This window comes from Campylobacter sp. LR291e, from assembly GCF_008633915.1.
Taxonomy (GTDB): Bacteria; Campylobacterota; Campylobacteria; order Campylobacterales; family Campylobacteraceae; genus Campylobacter_D.
Map to the genome: position 1 here is coordinate 16331 of NZ_VJNV01000025.1, position 10962 is coordinate 27292.

The window sequence follows — 10962 nt, forward strand, 5'->3', positions numbered from 1 at the left end:
ACACCTTATAAATTTTCAAGTCTATTTTTAAATTCCTTAATCCTATCTATTATCTTAGGGCTTAAACGAAGTAAAATTCTAGTATCTTCATTATAAAAAATTTGTTTATTTTTTACTGCATTTACATTTTTTAATAAGGAATTTTTTTCTATTAACTCATTTATATTATCACTTGCAATGCCTAAAATAAGCATATCAGGATTGGTTTTTAAGATAAGTTCGTTTGAAATAATAGGTCTTTTTATATCACTTTTTGGGGTTAAATTTTTTATCCCTAAAAGCCTTAAAATATCAGCCATTAAAGAATTATCAGAAAAGGCCATTAAAGGATTGCTTGAAAAAAGATAGATTGCACTTTTATTTATAGGATTTTTAGAAAGTTCTTCTAAATTATTTTTAAAATTTTGCATTAAAATTTGCCCTTCTTTTTCCTTACCTACTATACTCGCTAAGGTTTTAATATTATCGTTAATATCATCTAAATTATCAGCCTTTAAATACAAACTTTTAATGCCATAGTTTTTAAGACTTTCTTCTAAATTTAAAGAATACGAACTTAAAATCACTAAACTTGGTTTTAAACTTACAATTTTTTCTATTGAAGGGTGTGAAAAAGAACCCACGCTTTGAATTTCTTTTGTCTTATCTTCTGGATAAATTTTTGAGTGCTGTAAATGTGCCATACCTACAATTTTATCGCCACTTTCTAGCATAAAAAGAGTTTCAATACTTGCCGGATCAAGCACAATTAATCTTTGATTTGCAAAAATAGTGCTTAAAAATATACACAATAATAAAATTTTTTTCATTTTTTCTCCTTTGTTAAAATTATATATGGTTTGTCGTTGTGATAGCTTATATCACAATTTAAATCATAAATTTCTTTTAAAATTTCTTTTTTAAAAAGTTCTTTTACCTCTCCACTATAAGCAATCTTGCCATCTTTTAAAAAAATGATTTTATTGCAAAATAAAGAGGCTAAATTTAAATCATGCAAGATAGCTATAACGCTTATATTATTGGTATTAATCATATCTTCACATAAGTTTAAAAGCTCTATAGCATAATTTAAATCAAGGGCTGAAGTTGGTTCGTCTAAAAACAAAATTTTAGGCTTTTTAAGAAGTGCGCGACCTAGCATTACCCTTTGAAATTCACCACCACTTAAAGATAATACATTTCTATCTAAAAAGCTTTCAAGCTTTAAAATTTTAGCCATTTGCTTGGCTTCATCTATGTCTTGCTTAGAATAATCTAAAAAACTATGTTTTAAGCTTACAAATTTACCCATTAATAAAACATCAATCACCTTTAAAGCTGTGTGAAGTTGAGAATGTTGTGGCATAAAGCCTGAAATTTTAGCAAATTCTTTTAATTCATAATCCTTTAATTTTTTACCTAAAACGACAATCTCACCTTTTTTATAATCAAGATTTTTTAACATATTTTTTAAAAGTGTGCTTTTACCTGAGCCATTTGGTCCTAAAATTCCTAAAAAATCACCCCTTTCAAGCCTTAAATTTATATCTTTTAAAAATTCCTTATTATGATAAGAAAAACTTAAATTTTTAATCTCAAGCATTATAAAAATCTCCTAGCACTTAGGGCTAAATATAAAAAAATCGGTGCTCCAAATAAAGAGGTTAAAATTCCAATAGGAAGTTGAATAGGTGCTAAAATGGTCCTTGCAATGCTATCACAAATCAATAAAAAAAGCCCTCCTAAAAGCGTACAAAATGGAATTACTAAAGCGTTATTATAATTTTTTAACATTAATCTAACTGCGTGAGGTATAATTAAGCCTACAAAGGCTATAAGCCCACTAAATGCTACTGCAAAAGAAACGGCTAAGGATGATATTATTAATAAATTTATTTTAAGTTTTCTAGCATTTACGCCTAGATTACAGGCTTCTTCATCCCCACATAAAATAATATTTAACTCATTTTTAAAGGCATAAAAATACAATAAACAAAGAATTAGTGGCCCTATCAAAAAGCTTACCCTTAACCAACTTGCACTGCCTAAATTTCCCATTAACCAAGCTACAATTTTAAACGAATCTTCTCCTATATAATAGGTAAAAAAAGAAGTAAACGCCCCTAAAAATGAAGAGGTCGCTATGCCTATGATTAATAAGGTAGCTAAACTTGCCCGACTTGAAATTTTAAATACAAATAAAGAAAATAAGGCTGCACAAACAAAGCCTAAAATCCCATAATAAAAATCTCCTAAATTTAACAAATAAGCCAAAACTGCCCCAAAGGTAGCAGCTGCTGCAATGCCTATTATATAGGGGTCAGCTATGGGATTTGAAAAAACACTTTGTGTAATTGCCCCACTACTTGCTAATAACATGCCTATTAAAATAGCCATTATAATGCGAGGGAATCTTCCTTGCAAAATGATAGTTCTTAATAACTCATCATCGCCAAATAAGTATTTAAATAAATTAACCGGGCTTAAATTCTCATCACCCAAACAAAGGGCGATAAGAATACAAATAATATAGGCTATAAATATAGCAAATAGTACAAAATAATAAGGTTTAAAAATCATATTTTAACTCTAAATAATAGTTTCTTCCCTGTCCTGGTGTGTAATTGTCACTTACTGCATTTTGATATGTGTAATATTCTTCATCAAATAAATTTCTAATACCTGCCATTACTAATAAATTTTTATAGCGATATTGTGCCCCAATGTCTGTTATAAATCTTTCTTTTATCCAGTTACTATAAGTTATTTTGCCGGTATCAGCATCAGTGTTTCCTCCATCCTTTGCCCTTGAAAGATAGCTTAAATCAATAAAGGCGTTAACAAATTTATTAAAGCTATATTCAGCACTCGCACTCGCCTTAATAGTAGAAACATAAGGAATTCTTAATCCATCATTAATGCCCTTTGAAATTTCAGCATCAATATAGCTTAATCCTTCTTTAAAATACAAGCTATCATTTAATAAGCTTTGAGACATGTGAAGTTCGACCCCATATCTTCTTGTTTCATCTATATTATAATATTTCCAATAAGCCCCGCCTGTATTGTGTGGGTCTCCTATATATGAAATTTCATCCTTACTTTGCGTATAAAAAAGAGTTACATTCCAAGCATGAAAATCCCACCAAAAGTCCTTAACGCCTATCTCAAAGGTATTAAATGTTTCACTATCTAAATCACTACTACAATAAGCAGCCCCTCCACACAAATCAGTACTAGCCCCTGTTGAAGTACCCCTTGTGATAAATTGGGCCGGTGTTGGTGAAACATAACCTCTTTCATATTTTAAATAAATTGAACCTGTATCTGAGTACTTAAAGCTAGGGGTTATTTCGATAGCAAAATTACTTGTGTCTTTATCTTCCATAGAATAAGGGGTAGTAGTATCTACACTAGGTATAATAGGTATAACATAAGTCATTTGATTCCTATAAGACCTATCTGTTTTATAAGTAGCATATTCATATCTAGCCCCACCTGATAGGCTAAATATATCATTAAATTCATGCAAATCAAGCAAAAAGATAGAATGGGTTAATTTATCCATATCCATATTAGTAGTCATATTATGTTCAAATATAACAATAGCATAATTTTGCCTTGAAAGTCTTTTTGCATTATGGCTTAAAAATTCATATCCAAATACTAAATAAGAATTATCTAAATAATCGTATTTTGTTTTTAAATTTACACCTGTTAGCATATCTTCAAAGCTACTTCCATCCTGATTAAGTCCATCTAGTGTTCCTGCATATGGGCTATTGTTTTTAAGATATTTTATGGTTTGATTTTGCCAAAACGCCCCTAGATCAAATTGCCACTCATCGCTTAAAATATAGTTAAAGTCTAAGCTAAGTTCAGGTCTATTCGTTTTAGCGATTGCATTATCACTTCCAGCCTGAGTTGGATCAGCTTCAATTTGAGCCTTTGTCAAATAACCCGTGCTTGTGTTTTTGCTTTCAAAATAATTATAAGCAATTATCAAGGATGCTACCTCGCTAAAATCTACATAAGATTTAGTATTGACATAAAAGCCCTTTTCATTATATCCATCTTGATAGCCATCCTTGTTAAAACCATTTATATCAAAAGAAAAGCTAAAATTATCATTAAATTTCTTAGCCCCATTTGCATTTAAAAAACCACCTGCTCCACTATCTTCAAAGATATTGCCTCTAACTCCAAGTCCAAAACTATCTTCTTTTTTCTTTTTAGTTATCACATTGATAACCCCACCTCTTGTGCCATTTCCATATAAAACACTACCTCCTCCAGGTATGATTTCAATACGTTCAACATCATCTATATTAATGGAATTTAAAGGCGTAACCCCGTGAGAATTATCAAGTACATTTACACTTCTTCCATCAACCATAAGTTTAACTGCCACATTTGCCTTATCACCTTGTCCACGCATATCAATGCTAGTTCCCAAGCCATTATCAACAAAGCTAACTAAGGCTATTCTTTCTAGGGCTTGTTCTAGTGAAGTATATGAGCGTCTATGTAGTTCATCGCCTTCAATAACCATAACATTTCTTATAGTACTATCTGCTTCTTCTTCAAAACCAGAAGCACTTACTACGACTTTGTCTGACTTTAAATCTTTTATCTCATTTGCAAAAGAATTCATTAGTATTAAGGATACTATGAAAGAAAGTTTTAAAATTTTATTTTGCATTTTACATTCCTTGTATTTTGGGGCTAAATTTAGCCCCATTTAATTTAAATTTTAAGGATTAATTATTGATAATTTTTATCAATAATTATAAGCAGTGAAAGTATAATTTATTTATCTTAAATTTTGTTTAAAATTCTATACTATAGGAATTTAAATTTATTTTAGTAATTATGTTTAGTGTTAAAATATGAGAATAGATATTAAATTTTAAAAGATAAGTTTTATCCTAAAATTTAGAATTTAAGCTACTTATTTTCTGAGCTGTTTTTTTATTTGTAAGCTTACAAAGTTCATCAAAATCTGCCTTATAAATATTTTCAAAACTTCCATAATAGGCTAATAATTTTTGCAAACTACCCTGAGTTATGCCTAAATTTAAAAGCTTAGAACTTGTTAAATCTTGCTTTTTCTTTGTTTTTTGGTGGAAAGATATAGCAAAGCGATGGGCCTCGTCTCGTAATTTTTGTAAAAATTGTAATCTTCTATCATCATCATTTAAGCTAAATTCGCCCTTAATAGAATAAATCTTATCCCTTGCTCTACCCTTTGTCCTATGGGCCTTTGAATCTATTTTTTCCTTTGCAATGGCTAAGATATCAATATTTACGCCTTTATCTTTTATTAAATTTAAAGCTAAATTTAATAAAGCTTTCCCTCCATCTAGTACCCATAAATCAGGTGGGCTAAGCTTGTCAAAATCCTTAATCCTACGCGTTAAAATCTCACGCATTTGTTCATAATCATTTTTATAATTTAAATGAAATTTTCTATAATGACTTTTATTAAAAACCCCATTTTCAAAGCACACCATAGCCCCAACACATGCTACTCCTTGCATATGAGAATTATCAAAAATTTCAATACAGTTTGGTTCATTTTCAAGCCCAAAATATTCTTGCAAACTCTTTTCTATATTTTCTTTCTTTTTATAGATATTAATATTTTGCAAAGAATTTTCAAAGGCCAACTCACAAATTCGCTTTTTTTCACCTTGTTTTGCAGTTTTAATATGAATTTTTTTATTAAATCTCTTACTTAAAATATCAGCTAAAATTTCACTATCTTCAAAGTCTTCATAGGTATAAATTTTATTTGCAATAAAGGGAATATTTGCATTAAAATTTTCTAAGATAAGCTGTTTATAAATTTCATTTTTATCATAAGCCATTTTTAAAGGAGTTATTTTGCTATTTGAACTAATGATTTTACCATTTTGAATAACAAAACGAATAGTAGATAGCAACTCATTTTTAACGCTCATTGCAAAGACCTCAAAGTCTTCAAAATTTGCTAAATCAAGTTCTATTTTTACCTCTAAATCCTTAATCGTTTTTATCTGGTCCCTTAGTCTAGCAGCTTCTTCATAATTTTCATTACTAGCTAAAAATAGCATTTTTTCTTCTAATTTTTTAACTAAAATGCTAGGATTAAGCAAGGCTTTCATAGCATCTTCTAAAAGTTTTTTATACTCATCTTTTGTTGTTAAATGTACGCAATACCCCTTGCAGCGATTGATTTGATAAAATATACAAGGGCTTTTGCAGTTATTTTTTTGCTTTAAAGGAAAATACAAATAAAGAGCGTTTAAAAGTTCTTTTGCCCCCTTAAAAAATGGACCAAAATATCTAATCTTACTTTTTTTAATAAGCATTCTAGTTATATTAAAGCGAGGAAAATCCTCATTTAAATCAATGTAAATATAAGGGTAAGTTTTATCATCTCTTAACAAAATATTATATTTTGGGCGAAGTTGTTTTATAAATGAATTTTCTAAAATCAAGGCATCGGCTTCTGAGTGAGTGCTTATAAACTCAATACTACTTGCTTCTTCAATCATTTTTTGAATGCGTAAGGAATTTTTTTCATTTGGCTTAAAAATAGGCACAAAAGAAAAATAAGAACGAACCCTTTTTTTTAAATCCTTTGCCTTGCCAACATACAAAAGTCTGCCACTGCTTGAAAAATATTGATACACACCAGGCGTACTTGGTAAGGAATTTAAGCTTTTTAATAAATTTTCATTCATTGATATTTTTCTTAATGATTTGTCTTAATTCTTCCATTTTTTGATAAAAGATAGGGTTTTTAAAATTGTTTTCAAATTTAGCTAAAGAAAGTTCTATGTAAGGGGCTTTTGGTAGAGGTTTATAAGCTATTTTAGTTTTATCATTAAATTTTATTGAAAGAATTTTAATATCCTTTATATATTTAAATGGACTATCTTTATACATATTAGCATATTTTTTTATACGAAATTTAATCTCATTTTTGGTACTATCGTGGTTAAATTCTTGTCTAGCGACATTTGATTTTGTCAAAATGTGCAAGATATTATTTTTAATGAAGATTCTTGAAATAAGCATTTGGTGTTCTTTGCTAAAATAAATTTTAAGAAAATCTTGACAAAAAAATAAATTTCTTAGGAATGGATTATGAGGCAAATTTACAAAAGAACCTATAACGTTACTTATACTTTGAATCTTTTTCATTTGATAATAATAGCACTTTTTTGCTTAATTTTACTAAGTGCTTGTGGATATAAAGGCGACCCTATTTATAATGATTATGAACAAAATGGCACTATTAAAGAAAGCAAAAGTTTTCAGCATCTCCAAAGGTGGTAAAAAATTTATGCAATTCTTAAATAATTTTAGCTACAATAAAGCTTTAAATTTCACTTTAATTTAAGGTTAGCTAATGAAAAAAGCAGATATTTTAGTCTTAGATTTTGGCTCACAATATACTCAATTAATAGCAAGAAGATTACGAGAACAAGGCGTTTATACTGAAATTTTACCCTTTAATGCAAGTTTAGAAGATATAAAATTAAAAGAACCTAAAGGCTTGATTTTAAGTGGGGGGCCGGCCAGTGTTTATGCAAATGATGCCTTTTTTTGCGAAAAGGGAATTTTTGATTTAAATTTGCCTATACTTGGAATTTGTTATGGAATGCAACTTATTGCACATCATTTTAAAGCCCTAGTAGCCCCAGCAACTCATAAAGAATATGGCAAAGCAAATATACAAGTAAAGCAAGATAGCGATTTATTTAAAAACTTACCTAAACAGCAAGTAGTTTGGATGAGTCATTCTGATAAGGTTGAAAATTTACCTAGCAATTTTAAGGTTTTAGCTACTAGTGAAAATAGCCCTTATTGCGTGTTTGCTGATGAGAAACGTAAAATTTTTGGTTTGCAATTTCACCCTGAGGTGCAACATAGCGAATTTGGAAAAAGTATATTAAAGAATTTTGCAAAATATGCTTGTAAATGTGAAAGCATTTGGAATATGGGTAGCTTTGCAAAGACTCAAGCTCAAAAAATTCGCGAAGAAGTTGGGAGCAATAAGGTCTTGTGTGCAGTAAGTGGGGGCGTTGATAGTAGCGTAGTAGCAGCACTTTTAGCAAATGCTTTAAAAGAACAAGTCATAGTTGTTTTTGTAGATAATGGACTTTTAAGGCAAAATGAAAGACAAAACGTGGAATTTATGTTTAAAAATACGCTTGGCATTAATCTTATAAGCATTGATGCTAGTGAAATTTTCTTAACTCGCTTAAAGGGCGTAATTGACCCTGAAAAAAAGAGAAAGATTATAGGCAATACCTTTATAGAAGTCTTTGAAGAAGAGGCAAAAAAACATAAAGATGTAAAGTACCTTGCACAAGGTACCCTTTACACAGATATAATCGAAAGTTCAGTAATCGGGGCAAGTAAGACTATAAAATCTCACCATAATGTAGGGGGTTTGCCTGAAAAAATGAATTTAAAATTAATCGAGCCTTTAAAAGAAATTTTTAAAGATGAAGTTAGGGCCTTAGGGCTTGAACTTGGACTTTCAAAAGAAGTTATTTATAGGCACCCCTTTCCTGGTCCAGGCCTTGCTATACGCATAATGGGCGAGGTAAATAAGCCTAGTTTAGAACTTTTAAAAAAGGCAGATGCTATTTTGCTTGAAGAGTTAAGAAGTAGTGGTTGGTATGATAAGGCTTGGCAAGCATTTTGTGTTTTGCTTAATGTTAAAAGCGTTGGCGTTATGGGGGATAATCGCACCTATGATAATACCATTTGCATAAGGGTAGTTGATGCAAGTGATGGAATGACAGCAAATTTTACGCATTTGCCTTTTAATCTTTTAGAAAATACTTCAAACCGCATAATTAACGAAGTAAATGGCATTAATAGAGTAGTTTATGATATTACCTCAAAACCACCGGGTACTATTGAATGGGAATAACTGTGCTAAAATACAAATTTTTAGATATAATTTTACTAAACTTTAAAAGGAAGTAATATGAAAAAGTTAGCTTTATTTTTAGGACTTAGTTCTTTTTTATTTGCAGCAAGTAATGAAGAGATTATAAATTTTTACTCACAAATAATACAAGCCCAAGCCCCGAACGCTAAGGTAAGCATAAGCAAAAGGGAAAAACTTGCTAGTAGCAATATAGAAAGCATTATCTTAGAAATTGACTTAGGCAATGGTGAAAAACAAAATGATATTGCATTTACAATAGGGGATTTTATCAGTGCTGATATGATTAATATAAAAAGTGGAACTTCTTATAGAAGGGATTTTGAATTAAAAAATTTCCAAGAGGCTAAGGATAAATTTACAGCAAATGCAAAAGATGTTGTAAAAAAAGAAAGTATGGTTGTGAAATTAGGCGATAATACTAAGCCAAAAATTTACATTTTTACAGACCCAGAATGCCCATTTTGTAGAGAACAATTAAAAGATATAGAAAATGAATTAGCAAATCATCAAATAAATTTAATATTAACTCCGGTGCACGGCAAAAGTTCTTTTGAAAAATCAGCCCTGATATACAAAGAAAGTGCTAAAGCAAAAACAGATAAAGATAAGATTGCCATTCTTAGAAAATACTATGATGAAAATATAAAAACCTACCCAAAGGTAAGTGACGCAGAGGTTAAAAAAATTTTAGAACTTTTTGAAAAATATAGGGCTTTAGGGCTTCATGCTACTCCAACTACCATTGAGGAGTAACAATGCGTTTTTGTCTGATATTTTTAGTTCTTTTTTTTACAGCTTGTTCTAGTTCTAAATTTGTACAAAGCAATGCTGAGCTTAATAATGAAGGAATTTTCATTAAGGCTAGGGTCAATGAAAGCTTTAAGATTACCCTACAAAATCCAAGCTCAATTGAAACAAATTTTAAAGAAAGCTTAAAAGAAGAATTATTAAGTTTAGGTTTAAAAGAAGATATTAATAACCCTGATTATGAATTATTAATAAATTTGGTAAATTTTAAAAAGCATATTTATGCCCTTAAGGTTTCAAGGTCGGGTACTTTTTTTTATGATTTTACACCTATGGAACCAAGGGGTGAATGGATGGTAGAAAATTATTATAGTATGCAAATGAATATAAAAATTAAAGGCAAACAAGATAGTGGACAAACAAGCATACTTGCTAAAACAGCCTTTATAAGCGATAAAACAAGGTGTCAATTGTCCTTAGAAAATAGCATTGCAAAGCAGATAAAAAGTTTTTTCTTTATGCAATGATTTTATCTTGACCAGCCCCTTGATTGATTTTTTTATCTTAACTTTTTTTGTTCTTCTTTTGAAATAACCTTTTTAACTATATTTGGTTCGTAATTTTGCTTAGAATTTGAATTATAAACTTCTTTATTTGTAAATCTTTTATTTTCATCAAGTTCTCTTAAATAAATTTGCAAGCTATCTGCTAAGCCTGTATCAATCACTATTTTAATATTTTGTGCTAAATTTTGAAAAACATTGTCGTGAAATTCTTTATTAACATTTCTTTTGATAATCTTTGCCCTATCTAAGCAAGATTGCCAACTTATTTTTTATCGCAAGTTTGGATTAAAATATGCCTTTTATATCCATGTTTTTCAGTTCGTTTAATATTTTTATAGGCACATTAGGGTCCCTAAAGATACTTTCTATTAAAACATTAAAATATTCTTTTAAAGTCTTGTCAGTGATAGTATCTTTAAGCTTAGCCGAAAAATCTTTAAGCATATCATGGGCTTGGTCTGGATACTTTTTCATGATAGTTATATCTTGGGTGAAAAGTTTTACAAACATCAGCATCTATCGACATAATATTTTTATTACTTTCCATTAACCTATCAACCAATATAGATTTACCAGCCCCAGGTTGTCCACCTATGATATAAGCTTGTGGTTCATCTGATTTTGTTATATTATTATTTATTACTAGCTCTTTCCAAGCCTTTTGTAATTGTTTTTCAAATTCCTTTTCTGTAAATTCTTTCAATTATTTTCTAT

Annotated in this window: 11 protein-coding genes and 1 pseudogene; 4 read left to right on the top strand and 8 right to left on the bottom strand. The window is 29.6% G+C overall.

The genetic code is table 11. The features are described from left to right. Window positions 1-5 precede the first annotated feature (5 nt). From FMM58_RS05410 to FMM58_RS05435, 6 genes are all read right to left on the bottom strand, one after another. A complete protein-coding gene (locus tag FMM58_RS05410) occupies window positions 6-809 on the bottom strand; it encodes an ABC transporter substrate-binding protein (protein WP_150141722.1) in 804 nt (267 codons plus the stop codon). Then, a complete protein-coding gene (locus FMM58_RS05415) occupies window positions 806-1582 on the bottom strand; it encodes an ABC transporter ATP-binding protein (RefSeq protein ID WP_150141723.1) in 777 nt (258 codons plus the stop codon). Before FMM58_RS05415 ends, FMM58_RS05410 begins: the two co-directional genes overlap by 4 nt. Next, on the bottom strand, window positions 1582-2559 hold the full coding sequence (locus FMM58_RS05420; protein WP_150180483.1) for a FecCD family ABC transporter permease: 978 nt from the start codon (window positions 2557-2559) through the stop codon (window positions 1582-1584). Before FMM58_RS05420 ends, FMM58_RS05415 begins: the two co-directional genes overlap by 1 nt. Then, the gene (locus tag FMM58_RS05425) at window positions 2549-4681 is read right to left on the bottom strand and encodes a TonB-dependent receptor (protein ID WP_150180484.1); all 2133 of its coding nucleotides are present in this window, start codon (window positions 4679-4681) and stop codon (window positions 2549-2551) included. The genes FMM58_RS05420 and FMM58_RS05425 overlap by 11 nt, the downstream gene beginning before the upstream one ends. A 226-nt stretch (window positions 4682-4907) precedes the next feature. Further along, window positions 4908-6707, bottom strand: a complete 1800-nt coding sequence (uvrC, locus tag FMM58_RS05430; RefSeq protein ID WP_150180485.1) for an excinuclease ABC subunit UvrC — start codon at window positions 6705-6707, stop codon at window positions 4908-4910. Then, window positions 6700-7170 carry a hypothetical protein gene (locus FMM58_RS05435; protein WP_150206471.1) on the bottom strand — a complete coding sequence of 157 codons (471 nt, stop codon included), beginning with the start codon at window positions 7168-7170 and terminating at the stop codon, window positions 6700-6702. Before FMM58_RS05435 ends, uvrC begins: the two co-directional genes overlap by 8 nt. Between FMM58_RS05435 and FMM58_RS09350 the strand changes: the two genes are divergently transcribed. From FMM58_RS09350 to FMM58_RS05455, 4 genes are all read left to right on the top strand, one after another. Next, window positions 7114-7305: a lipoprotein gene (locus tag FMM58_RS09350; RefSeq protein WP_223810283.1), complete on the top strand. Its 192-nt coding sequence runs from the start codon at window positions 7114-7116 to the stop codon at window positions 7303-7305. The genes FMM58_RS05435 and FMM58_RS09350 overlap by 57 nt on opposite strands. Before the next feature lie 73 nt (window positions 7306-7378). After that, window positions 7379-8914, top strand: coding sequence for a glutamine-hydrolyzing GMP synthase (guaA, locus tag FMM58_RS05445; protein WP_150180486.1), 1536 nt, complete (start codon window positions 7379-7381; stop codon window positions 8912-8914). A 57-nt stretch (window positions 8915-8971) separates the two neighbouring features. Then, window positions 8972-9688: a thioredoxin fold domain-containing protein gene (locus tag FMM58_RS05450; RefSeq protein ID WP_150141729.1), complete on the top strand. Its 717-nt coding sequence runs from the start codon at window positions 8972-8974 to the stop codon at window positions 9686-9688. A gap of 2 nt (window positions 9689-9690) precedes the next feature. Continuing rightward, a complete protein-coding gene (locus FMM58_RS05455; protein WP_150141730.1) occupies window positions 9691-10209 on the top strand; it encodes a hypothetical protein in 519 nt (172 codons plus the stop codon). A gap of 32 nt (window positions 10210-10241) precedes the next feature. On the opposite strand, the gene FMM58_RS09155 is transcribed toward FMM58_RS05455, so the two are convergent. After that, window positions 10242-10514, bottom strand: coding sequence for a zeta toxin family protein (locus FMM58_RS09155; protein WP_150141731.1), 273 nt, complete (start codon window positions 10512-10514; stop codon window positions 10242-10244). Window positions 10515-10533: 19 nt separating this feature from the next. Continuing rightward, window positions 10534-10951 (bottom strand): annotated as a pseudogene (locus tag FMM58_RS09355) (zeta toxin family protein). Between the last annotated feature and the right edge of the window lie 11 nt (window positions 10952-10962).